The organism is Phytobacter ursingii (genome assembly GCF_001022135.1).
GTDB classification, from domain to species: domain Bacteria; phylum Pseudomonadota; class Gammaproteobacteria; order Enterobacterales; family Enterobacteriaceae; genus Phytobacter; species Phytobacter ursingii.
Map to the genome: position 1 here is coordinate 497,251 of NZ_CP011602.1, position 15,667 is coordinate 512,917.

12 protein-coding genes are annotated in these 15,667 nt (G+C 55.7%); 8 read left to right on the plus strand and 4 right to left on the minus strand.

Annotated elements, in window-relative coordinates:
* Nucleotides 1-8 precede the first annotated feature (8 nt).
* The 7 genes from iscA to sseB all read left to right on the plus strand — a co-directional run bounded on the left by iscA (nt 9) and on the right by sseB (nt 5,653).
* On the plus strand, nt 9-332 hold the full coding sequence (gene iscA, locus AB182_RS05865; RefSeq protein ID WP_039079654.1) for an iron-sulfur cluster assembly protein IscA: 324 nt from the start codon (nt 9-11) through the stop codon (nt 330-332).
* A gap of 122 nt (nt 333-454) precedes the next feature.
* Nucleotides 455-970 carry a co-chaperone HscB gene (gene hscB, locus AB182_RS05870; RefSeq protein ID WP_047369277.1) on the plus strand — a complete coding sequence of 172 codons (516 nt, stop codon included), beginning with the start codon at nt 455-457 and terminating at the stop codon, nt 968-970.
* 18 nt (nt 971-988) lie between these two features.
* Nucleotides 989-2,839: a Fe-S protein assembly chaperone HscA gene (hscA, locus tag AB182_RS05875; RefSeq protein ID WP_047369278.1), complete on the plus strand. Its 1,851-nt coding sequence runs from the start codon at nt 989-991 to the stop codon at nt 2,837-2,839.
* A 1-nt stretch (nt 2,840) separates the two neighbouring features.
* Nucleotides 2,841-3,176, plus strand: a complete 336-nt coding sequence (fdx, locus tag AB182_RS05880; protein ID WP_039079657.1) for an ISC system 2Fe-2S type ferredoxin — start codon at nt 2,841-2,843, stop codon at nt 3,174-3,176.
* A 1-nt stretch (nt 3,177) separates the two neighbouring features.
* Nucleotides 3,178-3,378, plus strand: coding sequence for a Fe-S cluster assembly protein IscX (gene iscX / locus AB182_RS05885; protein ID WP_039079658.1), 201 nt, complete (start codon nt 3,178-3,180; stop codon nt 3,376-3,378).
* Between the two features lie 60 nt (nt 3,379-3,438).
* Nucleotides 3,439-4,728 carry an aminopeptidase PepB gene (gene pepB, locus AB182_RS05890; protein ID WP_047369279.1) on the plus strand — a complete coding sequence of 430 codons (1,290 nt, stop codon included), beginning with the start codon at nt 3,439-3,441 and terminating at the stop codon, nt 4,726-4,728.
* A 127-nt stretch (nt 4,729-4,855) separates the two neighbouring features.
* Nucleotides 4,856-5,653 carry an enhanced serine sensitivity protein SseB gene (gene sseB / locus AB182_RS05895; protein ID WP_047369280.1) on the plus strand — a complete coding sequence of 266 codons (798 nt, stop codon included), beginning with the start codon at nt 4,856-4,858 and terminating at the stop codon, nt 5,651-5,653.
* Between the two features lie 13 nt (nt 5,654-5,666).
* On the opposite strand, the gene AB182_RS05900 is transcribed toward sseB, so the two are convergent.
* From AB182_RS05900 to AB182_RS05915, 4 genes are all read right to left on the minus strand, one after another.
* Nucleotides 5,667-6,440 carry a MurR/RpiR family transcriptional regulator gene (locus AB182_RS05900; RefSeq protein WP_047369281.1) on the minus strand — a complete coding sequence of 258 codons (774 nt, stop codon included), beginning with the start codon at nt 6,438-6,440 and terminating at the stop codon, nt 5,667-5,669.
* Nucleotides 6,441-7,286, minus strand: coding sequence for a 3-mercaptopyruvate sulfurtransferase (gene sseA, locus AB182_RS05905; protein ID WP_047369282.1), 846 nt, complete (start codon nt 7,284-7,286; stop codon nt 6,441-6,443).
* Between the two features lie 215 nt (nt 7,287-7,501).
* The gene (locus AB182_RS05910; RefSeq protein ID WP_047369283.1) at nt 7,502-8,869 is read right to left on the minus strand and encodes a 6-phospho-alpha-glucosidase; all 1,368 of its coding nucleotides are present in this window, start codon (nt 8,867-8,869) and stop codon (nt 7,502-7,504) included.
* 12 nt (nt 8,870-8,881) lie between these two features.
* Complete coding sequence (locus AB182_RS05915) at nt 8,882-10,426, minus strand: PTS transporter subunit EIIC (protein ID WP_047369284.1); 1,545 nt, start codon at nt 10,424-10,426, stop codon at nt 8,882-8,884.
* 278 nt (nt 10,427-10,704) lie between these two features.
* Between AB182_RS05915 and AB182_RS05920 the strand changes: the two genes are divergently transcribed.
* Nucleotides 10,705-15,666, plus strand: a complete 4,962-nt coding sequence (locus AB182_RS05920) for an alpha-2-macroglobulin family protein (RefSeq protein ID WP_047369285.1) — start codon at nt 10,705-10,707, stop codon at nt 15,664-15,666.
* Nucleotide 15,667: the final 1 nt, after the last annotated feature.

A 15,667-nucleotide genomic window follows, 5' to 3' on the forward strand; every position in this document is an offset into this window, starting at 1 on the left:
GGCATTGTATGTCGATTACCCTGAGCGACAGTGCTGCAACGCGAGTGAATAACTTTTTGGCCAACCGCGGTAAAGGGTTTGGCCTGCGTCTGGGGGTCAGAACCTCTGGTTGTTCTGGCATGGCCTACGTACTGGAATTTGTTGACGAACCCTCGGCGGAAGACACCGTGTTCGAAGATAAAGGTGTGAAGGTCGTTATCGACGGCAAAAGCCTGCAATTCCTTGATGGCACGCAACTGGATTTCGTTAAAGAAGGCCTGAACGAAGGGTTTAAATTCACCAATCCGAACGTCAAAGACGAGTGCGGTTGCGGCGAAAGCTTTAACGTGTAATTGCATTTCACCGATAAGCCCCACCATAGAAAAGACTCACCTCCTTCGCGCTGAGTCGGCGTGAAGGACGAAGAGTATGACTGTGCGTGGGGTTTGTTTTAGCAGGCTATTCCGAGATTGCTATGGATTACTTCACTCTCTTTGGGTTATCCGCCCACTATCAGATTGACATTCAGGCGCTGGCTTCCCGCTACCAGGATCTGCAGCGCCAATACCATCCGGATAAATTCGCCAGCGGAACCCAGACAGAACAACTGGCTGCACTGCAGCAGTCTGCAACCATTAATCAGGCATGGCAGACGTTGCGTAATCCGCTGAACCGCGCGGAATATCTCCTTTCACTGCACGGATTCGATCTCGCCAGCGAACAACATACGGTGCGCGATACCGCTTTTCTGATGGAACAACTGGAACTGCGCGAAGAGCTCGATGAGATTGAACAGGCGCAGGATCAGGCGCGTCTGGAACGTTTTATCAAACGCGTGAAAGGTATGTTTGATTCCCGCCATCAGCAACTGGTTGAACAACTGAATACTGAAACGTGGGATGTCGCGGCGGATACCGTGCGTAAACTGCGTTTTCTCGATAAACTGCGCAGTTCAACAGAACAACTCGAAGAAAAACTGCTCGGTTTTTAATTTTTCTGGAAGCACAAGATGGCCTTATTACAAATTAGTGAGCCTGGTTTGAGTGCCGCGCCGCATCAGCGTCGTCTGGCGGCAGGCATCGATTTAGGCACCACCAATTCTCTGGTTGCTACTGTACGTAGCGGTCAGGCTGAGACCCTTGCCGATAGCGCCGGGCGTCATCTGTTACCTTCGGTTGTGCACTACTCTGCTACCGAACATACCGTGGGTTATGACGCGCGTGCCAATGCAGCTCAGGATCCGGTTAATACCATCAGCTCCGTAAAACGTATGATGGGCCGCGCGCTGAGCGATATTCAGGCACGTTACCCGCATCTGCCGTATCAATTGCAGGCAAGCGAAAACGGCCTGCCGATGATCGCCACCCATGCGGGGCTGATAAACCCGATCCGCGTCTCTGCCGATATTCTGAAATCCCTTGCGCTTCGCGCACAAGCGTCTCTGTCCGGCGAACTCGACGGCGTGGTTATCACCGTTCCGGCCTATTTTGATGATGCACAGCGTCAGGGCACCAAAGATGCCGCGCGTCTGGCTGGCCTGCATGTTTTGCGTTTGCTCAACGAACCGACCGCCGCGGCGATTGCCTATGGTCTGGATTCCGGTAAAGAGGGTGTGATTGCCGTTTACGATCTGGGCGGCGGTACCTTTGATATTTCCATTCTGCGCTTAAGCCGTGGGGTGTTTGAAGTGCTGGCTACCGGCGGTGATTCCGCACTGGGTGGCGATGACTTCGACCATCTGCTGGCTGATTTTATCCGCGAGCAGGCGAACCTGCCTGAGCATGGCGACAACCGTCTGCAGCGTGAACTGTTGGATGCCGCTATTGCCGCAAAAATTGCGCTGAGCGACGCGGCCTCCGTTACCGTTGAGGTGGCTGGCTGGCAGGGCGTCGTGACCCGTGAACAATTCGAAGCGCTGATTTCGACGCTGGTCAAACGTACGCTACTTTCTTGTCGTCGCGCGCTGAAAGATGCGGGCGTTGAGCCGAACGAGGTGCTGGAAGTGGTCATGGTGGGCGGCTCCACGCGTGTACCGCTGGTACGCGAGCAAGTGGGTGAGTTTTTTGGCCGTACGCCACTGACCTCCATCGACCCGGATAAAGTCGTCGCCATTGGCGCTGCAATCCAGGCTGATATTCTGGTGGGCAACAAACCAGACAGCGACATGCTGCTACTGGATGTGATTCCGCTGTCGCTTGGTCTGGAAACCATGGGTGGGCTGGTGGAGAAAGTTATCCCGCGTAATACCACCATCCCGGTGGCGCGTGCACAGGAGTTTACCACCTTCAAAGATGGTCAAACGGCCATGTCCATCCACGTGATGCAGGGCGAGCGCGAGCTGGTGCAGGATTGTCGTTCACTGGCGCGTTTCGCACTCCGTGGTATTCCGGCGATGCCGGCAGGCGGCGCGCATATCCGTGTTACCTTCCAGGTGGATGCGGACGGCCTGCTCAGCGTAACGGCGATGGAGAAATCCACCGGCGTTGAAGCGGCCATTCAGGTGAAGCCGTCCTACGGCCTGACCGACAACGAAATCGCCACCATGATTAAAGATTCCATGAGCTTCGCTGAGCAGGACGTGAAAGCACGTATGCTGGCTGAGCAGAAAGTGGAAGCAGCCCGCGTTCTGGAAAGCCTGAACGGTGCGCTGGCGACAGATGCCGCGCTGTTAAGCGCCGCAGAGCGGACAGTTATCGACGAGGCTATCGCACAGTTAAGCGCGGTCGCTAACGGCGATGATACGGACGCCATAGAACAAGCCATTAAAAATCTAGACAAACAAACCCAGGAATTCGCCGCGCGCCGCATGGATCAGTCCGTGCGCACCGCGTTAAAAGGCCATTCCGTCGACGAGGTTTAACATGCCAAAGATCGTTTTTCTGCCTCATCAGGACCTCTGTCCCGATGGCGCAGTTCTGGAAGCTAAGAGCGGCGAGACCATTCTTGATGTCGCCCTGCGTGGCGGTATTGAGATTGAACACGCCTGTGAGAAATCCTGCGCCTGCACCACCTGCCACTGTGTCGTGCGTGAAGGGTTTGATTCGTTGCCGGAAAGCAGCGAAGACGAAGACGACATGCTGGATAAAGCCTGGGGTCTGGAGCCAGAAAGTCGCCTGGGTTGCCAGGCGCGTGTCACCGACGAAGATCTGGTTGTGGAGATCCCGCGTTACACTATCAACCACGCTCGGGAGCATTAATATGGCACTGAAATGGACCGACAGTCGCGAGATCGGCGAGGCGCTGTATGACGCTAACCCGGATCTGGACCCACGAACTGTCCGCTTCACCGATATGCACCAGTGGATTTGCGATCTGGAAGATTTTGATGACGATCCGAACGCATCGAACGAAAAGATTCTCGAAGCAATTCTGCTAGTCTGGTTAGATGAAGCATCTTGATATCGACGGGCTGCCTTCTGGCGGCCCGTTTTCATATCCCATGCGCTAAAGGACAAAACAATGACAACAGAAGCGATGAAAATTACGCTGACGACCCAGGGCGCAGACGCTCGTTGGGGCGAAAAAGCGCTCTACAGTATTAATAACGACGGCATTGCCCTGCACCTGACCGGTAAAGATGACACTGGATTAATCCAGCGTGCCGCGCGCAAAATCGACGGCATGGGGATAAAGCATGTCGCGCTGAGCGGTGAAGGCTGGGATGCGGACAGGAGCTGGGCGTTCTGGGCCGGTTACAAAGGGCCAAAAGGAACGCGTAAAATTGAATGGGCAACCTTATCCGAGGCCGATCAAAAAGAGCTCGACAGCCGTCTGAAAACCATCGACTGGGTGCGTGACATCATTAATGCGCCGGCAGAAGATCTCGGCCCGGAGCAACTGGCGCAACGCGCTGTGGATCTGCTTGATGAGGTGGGGGGCGAGGCGGTCTCTTACCGCATCGTCAAAGGCGAAGATCTGCGCGATAAAGGTTACATGGGCATCCACACTGTTGGACGCGGTTCAGAACGTCCGCCGGTACTGCTGTCACTGGATTTTAACCCGACGGGCGATGCAGAAGCCCCGATCTATGCCTGCCTGGTCGGTAAAGGCATTACCTTCGATTCCGGCGGTTATAGCCTCAAGCAGACCGCGTTTATGGATTCGATGAAATCCGATATGGGCGGCGCGGCGCTGGTGACCGGCGCGCTGGCGTTTGCCATTACGCGCGGCCTGAACAAGCGTGTGAAACTTTATCTGTGCTGCGCAGACAATATGGTCAGCGGCAACGCCTTCAAACTGGGCGATATCATCCGCTACCGTAACGGCAAAACCGTGGAGGTCATGAACACCGATGCAGAAGGGCGTCTGGTGCTGGCAGACGGTTTGATCAATGCCTCCGCGCAGAAACCGCAATTTATCATTGATGCCGCGACCCTGACGGGGGCTGCAAAAACCGCGTTGGGTAATGACTACCATGCGCTGTTCAGCTTCGATGACAAACTGGCAAACCGTTTACTGGCAAGTGCCGCGGCGGAAAACGAGCCGTTCTGGCGTTTGCCGCTGGCGGAATTCCACCGTAACCAGTTGCCGTCGAACTTTGCTGAGCTGAATAACACCGCGGGGGCGGCGTTCCCGGCGGGGGCAAGTACTGCGGCAGGTTTCCTCTCGCACTTTGTGGAAAATTACCAGCAAGGCTGGCTGCATATCGACTGCTCTGCGACCTATCGCAAAGCGGCGGTAGAGCAGTGGGCGGCAGGTGCGACGGGCCTTGGCGTGCGTGCACTGGCTAATCTGCTGACCAGTAAGTAATTTTTCCCCTCACCCTAACCCTCTCCCCAAAAGGGCGAGGGAACCGCACTGTGCGATTTCCCCCCTCTCCCTGTGGGAGAGGGTCGGGGTGAGGGCATCAAACAGCTCAATACGAACAGTAAAATCTATGTCCCATTCAGATCACGACCATCATCACGAGCCTGAAACCCTCGATAGCCTGCTGGAAAAGGCGGCGACCGAGCCTGCTTATCGCCCGGCGTTTTTCCGCAAATTGCTGGAGTCTACCGTTTGGGTGCCGGGTACCGCTGCCGAAGATGAAGCCATTGTTGAAGACAGCGTGCTGGATCTACAGCACTGGGAAAAGGACGACGGTCAGTCGGTCATCCCCTTTTTCACCTCCCTTGAGGCTCTGCAGCAGGCGGTAGAAACCGAGCAAGCGTTTGTGGTGATGCCTGCGCGAACGCTATTTGAAATGACGCTTGGCGAGACGCTGTTTCTCAACGCGAAGTTACCGACTGGCAAAGAGCTCACGCCGCGTGAAATCAGCCATCTGGTGGGTAAAGATGACAGCCCGTTAAGCCAGCAGGAAGTGCTGGAAGGCGGTATGTCGCTGCTGCTCTCCGAAGTGGCGGAACCGCCCGCGCAAATGATCGATTCGTTGACCAAATTGTTTTCGACTTTCAACCATGTGAAATGTGCATACCTTTGCTCTATCAAAGAGAAAAATGATGCTCAGCCGAATCTGCTGATTGGTATTGAAGCAGAAGGCGACATTGAGAGTGTGATTGAGGCGGCAGGCAGTGTGGCAATGGACACCTTACCGGGGGATGAGCCGGTGGATATTTGCCAGGTAGTAAAAGGGGAGCACGGGGTCAGCCATTTTATGATTGCCCATATCCCCCCTTTCTATGAGCGCCGCTGGGGCAGTTTTCTGCGCGATCTGAAGAATAACCGCATTATCTGAGGCATCGACGGGCTTAGCCCGTCGCTTCCAGTAGCAGTAAGTCCATCAGTAGCACCAGATTCGACTCAAACGACGTGACCCCGGCCGCTTCGGCGGCAAAATGCACCGCTTCGTCATACAGCGCAAAATGCAAATCCGCGAGGTTTGCCAACGTATTTGCCGAGGCGCGGGTAAACGCGATAACCGTCATACCGACATTCTGCGCAATACGCGCTTTATCCAGAACCTGTTCCGTTTCGCCACTACGTGAGACGGCGATAAACACCTGGTAACGCGCTGCGTTGCTGAGGAAGATATTACGGCTGTCGCCGGGGCCGGAAATAAATGCCGTTTTACCCAGCACCTGCAATTTTTTCGTCAGGTATTCCGCAAACAGGTACGAAAACCCGGCACCATAAAGGAAAAAACTCTCTTTCTCACGCAGCAGCGTGACGAACTGGCGGCGCTTTTCCTCGGTCACCCACTGAAAGGTCTGCTGGTAGTTCGCCATAAACTGATGAAAAAGCGCGGGCAGGGTGTTGCCATTGCCCGTAACCTGCTCCGGGATATGAGGGGTATCGGCCAGAAGTTGCTTACAGTGCCAGATAAATTCACTGTAGCCGCTAAACCCCAGTTTCTGACATAGCCGCATAATCGTGGCCGTAGAGACAAAGGTCGCCGTCGCCAGATCGCGTACAGTGATATTGCCCACCAGCAACGGGTGATCCGTGAGGTGGGCGAGTACCCGGTATTCGGCGCGGGTAAGCGACTCCCCACGCGACAAAAGGGGCGCTAAGCGGGTATCCATTTACGCAGGTTCAATCGGCAAATCGTCGCGCGCGCCCCATTCACTCCAGGAACCATCGTACAACTTCACGTTAGTGGCGCCGAGCGTGGCCAGCGCCAGAATAACGACAGCGGCGGTGACCCCCGAGCCACAGCTGGCAATAATCGGCTCCTGCAGATTAACCCCCTGGCGTCTGAAGATGGCTTCCAGTTCGTCCGTCGTTTTCAACTCGCCGTTAACAACCAGATCGCCCCACGGTACATTCAACGCGCCGGGAATATGGCCGCGTTTCAGACCTGCACGCGGCTCATCCGCCTCGGAGTTGAAACGGGCTGCCGGGCGTGCATCCACGAGCTGTGCGGTACGCTCATGGCTGACCAGCAGCACATCGGTCAGTCGTTTAACCACTGACGGGTCAAATTTCACCTCAAAATCAGACTGTGGCAAATCGGCATCACCCTGTTCGAGCGGCAACTCATCGCGCTGCCAGCCCGCCAGTCCACCCGCCAGGATTGAAACGTGTTCGACACCGAAATTACGCAGCATCCACCAGGCGCGCGGGGCAGAGAAGAGATTGCCCTCATCGTAGACCACCAGATGTTTGTCGTGGCTGATGCCCAGTTCGCGCATGGCGACGGCAAACGCTTCCGGGCGCGGTAACATGTGCGGCAAAGAAGTGGTGTGATCAGAAAGGGCTTCGATATCAAAAAATACCGCCCCGGGGATGTGTCCGGCGCGGTACTCCGCCGTCATATCACGGGTGTGTTCCTGGCCTGCAGGGGCCATACGCGCATCAATGACCTGAAGTTCTGGATCATCAGCGTGTTCAATCAGCCAGTCGGCTGCGACAAAAAAAGAGGTGGACATGGTTGCCTCCGTGTCATCAACAAGAAACCCGTCATACTTCAGGTTGCAGGCGTGTTGGCTATATTGTCCACCCCAGTCACTTAAATCAGTAAGCTCCCGGGGATTATCTCACTTGCCGCCTGCCTGCAACTCGAATTATTTCGGGTATATCCTGAATTGTTAACGTTTTTTCCTGACCCGACAAGCAACCATCGCAAAAGGCGCGAGTAACCTCGTTATTTTTTTACCGCCCGACCGTTTTCCCAGGCTTTTTGCAGCGCGGGCCAGTATTCTCGATTCGCCGCGATCATCTCATCAAGAATCGCTTTGGCGTGTTGCATGGTGGGCACCGTACGGTTGAGCGTAAAGGCCTGCAGGGCTTTCTCGTAACTGCCTTCAATGGTGGCTTCCACCAACAACTGCTCCGAGGCGAGTTGCTGCATCAATAATGTCTGATGAAACAACGGCACGGCCCCCATGCGCACTGGCTCCGGCCCGTTTGCCGTGATGTAAGCCGGTACTTCTACCATCGCATCGTAGGGTAGATTCGCAATCGCTCCTTTGTTTTCGACGATCACCAGGTGACGCTGGCGTAAATCAAAGGCCAGCGAACAGGCGACATCGACGATAAACGCGCCGTGAACCCCGACATGGAACGCATCCGGTAAGACGCCGGTACGCTGGTACTCCTGGGCTGCGGCAAACAGTTTTTTCTCCCGGCCGTTCATCACCTCATTGGCGCGGGTATAGTTCGGGTCCTGATGCGCCACAATCTCGTTGGGCATCAGGTAGTACTGCAGATAAGGGTTCGGCAGATACTCCGGGAAATGATCCATTAATGGCTTAATATTGCGCCATGTCTTCACCCATGACGGATCCGAATGCTGCGGATCGGTCTGTGCGGCATCTTCGGTGAGCAGGCCAAAGCGGGCGATATGTTCGCGTAGTTGAGGCAGCCTGTCTTCGCCATCGACAAGCACGCGGGTAAACCAGCCAAAATGGTTCAGGCCGAAGTAATCCACCTCCAGCTTGTGGCGATCAACGCCGAGAATTGCCCCCATATTACGCATCGCCGCGACCGGCATATCGCAAATATTGAGTACGCGCGCGTCAGGGCGAAGGCGGCGTACCCCTTCGGCAACAATGGCTGCCGGGTTGGAGTAATTTACAATCCAGGCGCGTTTATCCGCGTAGCGCTCCACCAGGTCAATAAGTTCAACCATTGGCAGAATGGTACGCAAACCGTAGGCCAGACCGCCAGGACCACAGGTTTCCTGACCCACCACCCCATGACGTAGCGGGATCTTTTCATCCTGCTCACGCATTTTGTACTGGCCGACGCGCATCTGGGCGAAGACAAAATGGGCACCGCTAAAGGCCGCTTCCGGATCGCTGGTGACGGTAAATTTGATACTCTGGCTGTGGTCACGAATGACCTTTTCCACGACCGGCGCAATGGTGCTCTGTCGGGCTTCGTCAATGTCGTAGAGGCGAATTTCCGCCAGAGGGAAATCTTCCAGACGTACCATCAGGCTTTTGACGATCCCTGGCGTATAGGTGCTGCCGCCGCCGGCGATAGAGAGAATAAATGGGGGGTTCAACATCTTTAGTCTCCTTTAGAGAAAGGCCTCAACGGCTTCTCGCATTTTTTTGACATGCAGCCCGTAGACCACCTGAACGTTATTGCCTTGTTTGATGACCGCCTTCGCGCCTGTTGCTTTCAGACGAGGTTCATCAATAGTGGCGACATCTTTTACCGTGACGCGCAGACGGGTATAGCAGTTGTCTACCACCTCAATGTTGTCGCGTCCGCCAAGCCCTTCAATGATCGCCACGCCGAGCCCATCGTTGTTACCTTTGGCCTGGTAATCCTGTTTGCTGTAAAGACGCGTCTCTTCGTCTTCGGCTTCCCGGCCAGGCGTCTTCATGTCGAAACGCAAAATCAGGAAACGGAAGATAATGAAATAGAGCGCGAACATGATGAGGCCAACCACGATGTACATTGGCCAGTTCGATTTCTCAGTGCCGAGCGGCAGGTTATAGAGAATGAAATCAATGATGCCGTTTGCGCCGATCGCATGGACGCCAAACAGGGAGAAAAGCATCATGCCGATACCGGTCAGCACCGCATGCACCACGAACAGCAGCGGCGCGACGAACAGGAAAGAAAACTCGATAGGCTCAGTCACCCCAACCAGAAGCGAGGTCAGCGCTGCGGGGATAAGAATCGCTTTTGCCGCTGCTTTGCGTTCTGGCTTCGCGGTCAAATACATAGCCAGCGCCGCCGCAGGCAGGCCGAACATCTTACTGATACCGCGCGCATCCCATACCACCGTACTGCTAAGCTGTTTCACGTCCGGACAGGCCATCTCGGCAAAGTAAATATTGCGTGCGCCCTGGTACATGGAGCCGCATACCTCCTGCGTACCGCCCAGCTCGGTATATAAAAATGGCGTGTAGACCAGGTGATGCAGGCCAGTGGGCACAAGGATGCGTTCAAGGAAGCCATAAATTGCCACGCCGAAGGGCCCGGCGCCTTTAATGGCCATCGCCAGTGTGCTGATGCCATGCTGGGCGAAAGGCCACAATTCGCTCATGATCACGCCCAGCACCATGGAGACAGGCAGCATGATAATGGCGACAAAGCAGTGCCCGGAATAGATAGCCATCGCCCCGGAAAACTGTACGCCGGAATATTTGTTGTACACATATCCCGATAGCGCGCCGGTGAGGATCCCGGCGAAGACGCCCATCTCCAGCACCTGCACACCTAGCACCATGCTCTGGCCCGCCGCTTTCATCTGATCTGCTGCTGCCAGCGCCCCCTGCATCTGCATGGTGACATTCATGGCGTTGATAAAAACGATAAAGGTGACAAGGCCAATTAGCGCGGCATAGCCTTTATCGCGCGCGGCGAGGCCAACGGGGATGCCGACGGCGAACACCAACGCCAGGTTGGCCAGTACCGAGACGGCAGACTTTGCAATCAGCTGTCCGGTGTGTTGAATCAGCGGGTGACCGAGAAAAGGCAGGTACTCTGCCAGGTTGCCGTTGCCGAAAATATTTCCGAAGGCGATAAACAAGCCGACAATCGGCAAAATCAGCACCGGACCAAAGAGGGACTTACCGAAATTTTGTAGGGCATTAACGGCTCTGCTCATAACGTTCTCTCTTATATGAACCGCGAAAAATAGGTGAAGATGCAGTAACGTTAGCAGGTACACGTAAAAAGAAGCCATCTATCTTGTTGTTTTAAAAACAAATGACCTGAAAGGTAACATGTAACGTTACGACCTGTGATCGCGGTAACACGCCCGAGCGAACCGGCTCAATACAACGAAGCGCTTTCCAGATTCTGGGAGGGTGTTTGTAATCGGCAAAGTCACGCATAATACTTACGCTTAACGAATTAACAGGCTTTGTGGGCCAGGGATAAAGGATGAAACTAAAACGTTCAGCGGCGATGGCTATCGCCTTCGTAAGTGCGTTTATATTGGCAGGCTGTGATAACAACGATAAACCTCAGGAAGCGCAGGCCGCACCGGCCGCTGCAGCGCCAGCCGCGAGTCAAACTCCAGCCGCGGCAAAACCGGATGGCGAAAAACTCAAACAACTGGCGGCGAGCAGTGAAGGTAAGCCGTTAACGCTGGTTGATGCCTCCGAGGTTCAGCTTGAGGGCGCGGCAGCCCTTGTGTTGACCTTCTCCGTTCCGCTCGACCCGGATCAAAACTTTGCCCAGACTGTCCATGTGGTGGATAAAAAGAATGGCAAAGTAGACGGGGCGTGGGAACTCTCCACAAACCTGAAAGAGCTTCGCCTGCGTCACCTTGAACCCAACCGCGAGTTGCTGGTATCCGTTGACCGCGGGCTGGTGGCGCTTAATAAAGCCACCTTTGGCATTGATTACGAAAAGGCGATTACCACGCGTGATATTCAGCCTACCGTCGGCTTCGCCAGCCGCGGGTCTTTACTGCCTGGAAAAGTGGTGGAAGGGCTGCCGGTTATGGCGCTTAACGTCAATAATGTGGACGTGAACTTCTACCGCGTGAAGCCGGAATCGCTGGCGGCGTTTGTCAGCCAATGGGAATACCGTAATGCGCTGACAAACTGGGAGTCAGACACCTTGCTGAAAATGGCCGATCTGGTTTACACCGGGCGGTTTGACCTCAACCCGGCACGTAACACCCGAGAAAAACTCCTGCTTCCGCTGGGGGAAATCAAACCCCTGCAGCAGGCTGGCGTATATATCGCCGTGATGAACCAGGCGGGGCATTATAGCTATAGCAATGCGGCTACTCTCTTCACGCTGAGTAATATTGGTCTGTCTGCTCACCGTTACCATAATCGGCTGGATATTTTCACACAGGGGCTGGAAAACGGAGCGGCGCAATCGGGCGTCGACGTTGTGCTACTGAACGAGAAAGGCCAGACGCTGGCTCAGGCGACGAGCGATGCGCAGGGGCATGCCACACTGACCACCGACAAAGAGGCGGCGCTGGTTCTGGCGCGTAAAGACGGCGAGACAACATTGCTCGACTTGCAACTTCCCGCCCTCGATCTGGCGGAATTTGCGATTGCCGGGGATCCGGGTTACAGCAAGCAGTTCTTTATGTTTGGTCCGCGCGATCTCTACCGTCCGGGCGAAACGGTTATCTTAAATGCTCTGCTGCGTGACAGCGACGGTAAACCGCTTGCCGATCAACCCGTGAAGCTTGAAGTCGTCAAACCGGATGGTCAGGTGATGCGTACCGTGGTGAGCCAACCGACAAACGGTCTTTATCATTTTACCTATGCCCTTGATGCCAGCGCGCAAACCGGTACATGGTCGATTCGCGCCAATACCGGGGATAACCAACTACGCAACTGGTCTTTCCATGTGGAAGATTTTATGCCAGAACGCATGGCGCTGAATCTGAGCCCACAAGCGACACCGCTCAAAGCCGATGAGGATGTGGATTTCAACGTCGCTGGCTATTACCTGTACGGTGCGCCTGCTAACGGCAACACCCTGCAGGGGCAGCTCTGGCTGCGACCTTTACGCGAAGCGGTAAAAGCGCTGCCCGGCTTCCAGTTTGGCGACATTGCCGATGAAACGCTGACGCGTACCCTGGATGAAGTGCATCTGACGCTGGACGAAAAAGGCCATGGTCAGGTTACAGCCCCCAGCCAGTGGCAGGAAACGCACTCCCCGTTGCAGGTCATTTTGCAGGCAAGCCTGCTGGAATCGGGCGGTCGCCCGGTCACGCGTCGTGCTGAACAGGCTGTCTGGCCTGCACCTGCATTGCCGGGTATTCGCCCGCAGTTTGCCTCAAAAGCGGTTTACGATTACCGCACCGATACCACCGTCAACCAGCCCATTGTTGATGAAAATGGCAATGCCGGTTTTGATATTGTCTATGTCGACGCACAGGGCGTAAAAAAAGCAGTATCGGGCCTGCAGGTTCGGCTGATTCGTGAACGTCGCGATTACTACTGGAACTGGTCGGAAAGTGAAGGCTGGCAGTCGCAATTCGATCAAAAAGATCTGGTGGAGAATGAGCAGACGCTGGATCTGGCAGCTGACGAAACCGGGAAAATTACCGTACCGGTAGAGTGGGGCTCGTATCGTCTGGAAGTCAAAGCGCCGGATGAAAGCGTCAGTAGCGTCCGTTTCTGGGCGGGCTACAGCTGGCAGGATAACAGTGACGGATCCGGGGCTGCGCGCCCTGACCGCGTCACCATGAAACTTGATAAACCCTCTTATCAGCCGGGCGATACCATCAAGTTGCATATTACCGCTCCTGCCGCGGGTAAAGGTTACGCCATGATTGAGTCCAGCGAAGGGCCGTTGTGGTGGCAGGAAATCGATGTACCCGCGACCGGGCTCGATCTCTCCATCCCGGTAGATCAGAAATGGCGTCGCCACGATCTCTACCTGAGCACGCTGGTGGTGCGTCCGGGGGATAAATCAAAATCGGCAACGCCGAAACGCGCCGTGGGCCTGCTCCATCTGCCGATGGGTGACGAAAACCGTCGTCTCTCCCTGGCGCTGGAAACACCGCAAAAAATGCGTCCGAACCAGCCGCTGACGGTCAAAGTGAAGGCCAGCCTGAAAAACGGCACTGTGCCAAAACAGGTTAACGTATTGGTCTCCGCAGTGGATAGCGGCGTACTGAATATCACCGATTATGTCACGCCGGATCCGTGGGAAGCCTTCTTCGGGCAAAAACGCTATGGCGCAGATATCTATGACATTTATGGTCAGGTGATTGAAGGGCAGGGGCGTCTGGCCGCGTTACGTTTTGGTGGTGATGGCGACGAACTCAACCGCGGTGGCAAGCCACCGGTTAACCATGTCACCATCATCGCCCAGCAGGCGCAGCCGGTGACGCTCGATGACAACGGTGAAGGAACCGTCACGCTCCCCGTTGGCGACTTTAACGGTGAACTGCGTGTGATGGCACAGGCCTGGACGGCGGAAGACTTTGGTAATAGCGAAGGCAAAGTGATTGTGGCAGCACCGGTTATTACGGAGCTAAACACACCGCGCTTCCTGGCCGGTGGCGATACCAGCCGCCTGACGCTCGATATTACTAACCTCACCGATAAGCCACAGACGCTGAATATTGCGCTGGCGGCAAAAGGACTGCTGGCACTGGAAAGCGAGCAGCCGAAACCGGTGAATGTGGCGGCAGGGGCGCGGATGACGCTCTTTATTCCGGTACGCGCGCTGGACGGTTATGGCGATGGCGAAGTGACGGCTTCGGTTTCAGGTCTGACGTTGCCGGGAGAAACCTTCGCGACGCAGAATAAATCGTGGAAAATCGGTGTGCGTCCGGCTTACCCGGCTCAGACCATCAGTAGCGATGTCATGCTCTACCCGCATGAGAGCTGGAATGCACCGGCTGAGCATACGAAACGCATTTCGCCTGTGGCGCTGCAAGGGCAGTTGTTGCTCAGCGGACGTCCTTCGCTCAATATTGCCCGCTACATTCAGGAACTGAAAGCCTACCCGTACGGATGCCTTGAGCAGACGGCGAGCGGGCTGTTCCCGTCGTTGTATACCAATGCGGCCCAGCTTAAGGCGATGGGTATCAAGGGTGACAGCGATGAACAGCGCCGTGCGGCAGTGGAAATCGGTATCTCCCGCTTACTGCAAATGCAGCGTGACGACGGCGGCTTCTCGTTATGGGATAAAAACGGGCCGGAAGAGTACTGGTTGTCCGCTTACGTGACTGACTTCCTGGTACGCGCCTCTGAGCAGGGCTACAGCGTGCCGGTTGAAGCGCTGAATAATGCCAATAGCCGCCTTTTGCGTTACTTGCAAGACCCGGCGGTGATGGCGGTACGTTACAGCGACGATGTCCAGGCGACCAAATTTGCGGCGCAAAGCTATGCGGCGCTGGTGCTTGCACGTCAGCAGAAAGCGCCTCTCGGGGCACTGCGCGAACTGTGGCAACGCCATGCTCAGGCGAAAGCCGGTCTGCCTCTGCTGCAACTGGGTGTCGCACTCAAGCTGATGGGCGATGCACCGCGTAGTGAACAAGCACTGGCGCTGGCGTTAACCACGCCGCGTGCGAAAGCGCAGCGCTGGATGGCGGACTACGGCAGCGATCTGCGAGATAACGCGCTGATGCTGTCCCTGCTGGAAGAAAACTCGCTGTTGCCGGATGCGCAGAACAAGCTGCTGACCACTTTATCTGAACAGGCATACGGTCAACGCTGGCTCTCTACCCAGGAGAGCAATGCGCTCTATCTGGCAGGGCGTCATTTGCAAAACTTGCCGGGCACCTGGCAGGCACAGACCTCTTTGACCAATGAAGAACTTAAAGGCGACAAACCGCAAACGCGCGAACTCAATGCGGACCAGATGACGGCATTGACGGTGACCAACACCGGGGAAAGCCCGATGTGGCTGCGTCTCGACAGCACAGGGTATCCGGAATACACCCCGGCACCAGCCAGCAATGTACTGAACATTGAACGCCAGATCCTCGGTACCGATGGGCAGACAAAATCGCTGGCCTCGCTGAAAAGCGGCGAGCTGGTGCTGGTGTGGCTTGAAGTGCGTGCCAGCCACAACGTGCCGGATGCGTTGGTAGTCGACCTTTTGCCCGCCGGGCTGGAGCTGGAAAACCAGAACCTGGCCAGCAGCAGCGCGAGTCTGCAGGATAGCGGCAGCGAAGTACAGGAACTCCTCAACCGTATGCAGCAGGCAGATATTGCCCATATGGAATTCCGCGATGATCGCTTTGTCGCCGCCGTCTCCGTTAGCGAAGGCCAGCCAGTGACGCTGGTGTACCTTGCGCGTGCGGTAACGCCGGGAACCTATCAACTGCCGATGCCACAGGTGGAATCGATGTATGTACCGCAGTGGCGGGCCACCGGGGCCGCAAGCGGTCCGCTGATCGTTCGCCCATAGT

Coding starts and splice junctions, on each gene's coding strand:
- hscB (WP_047369277.1), top strand. CDS start 455: ATGGATTACTTCACTCTCTTTGGGTTATCCGCCCACTATCAGATTGAC.
- iscX (WP_039079658.1), top strand. CDS start 3,178: ATGGCACTGAAATGGACCGACAGTCGCGAGATCGGCGAGGCGCTGTAT.
- hscA (WP_047369278.1), top strand. CDS start 989: ATGGCCTTATTACAAATTAGTGAGCCTGGTTTGAGTGCCGCGCCGCAT.
- sseB (WP_047369280.1), top strand. CDS start 4,856: ATGTCCCATTCAGATCACGACCATCATCACGAGCCTGAAACCCTCGAT.
- AB182_RS05900 (WP_047369281.1), bottom strand. CDS start 6,440: ATGGATACCCGCTTAGCGCCCCTTTTGTCGCGTGGGGAGTCGCTTACC.
- iscA (WP_039079654.1), top strand. CDS start 9: ATGTCGATTACCCTGAGCGACAGTGCTGCAACGCGAGTGAATAACTTT.
- AB182_RS05915 (WP_047369284.1), bottom strand. CDS start 10,426: ATGAGCAGAGCCGTTAATGCCCTACAAAATTTCGGTAAGTCCCTCTTT.
- AB182_RS05910 (WP_047369283.1), bottom strand. CDS start 8,869: ATGTTGAACCCCCCATTTATTCTCTCTATCGCCGGCGGCGGCAGCACC.
- AB182_RS05920 (WP_047369285.1), top strand. CDS start 10,705: ATGAAACTAAAACGTTCAGCGGCGATGGCTATCGCCTTCGTAAGTGCG.
- sseA (WP_047369282.1), bottom strand. CDS start 7,286: ATGTCCACCTCTTTTTTTGTCGCAGCCGACTGGCTGATTGAACACGCT.
- fdx (WP_039079657.1), top strand. CDS start 2,841: ATGCCAAAGATCGTTTTTCTGCCTCATCAGGACCTCTGTCCCGATGGC.
- pepB (WP_047369279.1), top strand. CDS start 3,439: ATGACAACAGAAGCGATGAAAATTACGCTGACGACCCAGGGCGCAGAC.